The organism is Streptomyces sp. SID11385 (genome assembly GCF_010548245.1).
Taxonomy (GTDB): domain Bacteria; phylum Actinomycetota; class Actinomycetes; order Streptomycetales; family Streptomycetaceae; genus Streptomyces.
On record NZ_JAAGLR010001197.1, the window covers coordinates 1 to 427 of the forward strand.

Genomic DNA, 427 nt, shown 5'->3' on the forward strand with positions numbered 1-427 from the left:
CCGCCAACCTCGTGGTCATCGATATCGACGCGCACGGACAGCCCCCTCCGGACCGGGACCGACTGTTGCCGGGCATCCCGATTCCCCGCAGCGTGGATCTGAGCGGACTGGCCAACGGGTTCCACACGCTGGGCGTTCTGGCCGCTCTGCGGGGCGAGGTGAGCCCGGCGGACGACGAGACGACCCTGCGGGTACGCACACCGTCCGGAGGCCTCCACGTGTGGTATCGGGCCCATAGCAGCCACCGCTGGCAGTGCTCCACCGGGTCCAACAGCCCCCGGGCCCTGGCCTGGCAGGTCGATGTCCGGGCCCATGGCGGGTACATCGTCGTCCCGGGCACCACCACCACCGCCGGGACCTACACGCCGGTCGGTCCGACCCGTGAGCCCGCGGCCCTCCCGAGCTGGCTCGCACAGGAGCTCGCCCG

The 427-nt window shown here is 72.1% G+C and carries 1 protein-coding gene; it reads left to right on the forward strand.

Features of this window, described 5'->3' with window-relative positions:
* Nucleotides 1-427: bifunctional DNA primase/polymerase (locus G3I42_RS36765; protein WP_203607815.1), on the forward strand; the 427-nt coding region annotated here is incomplete at both ends.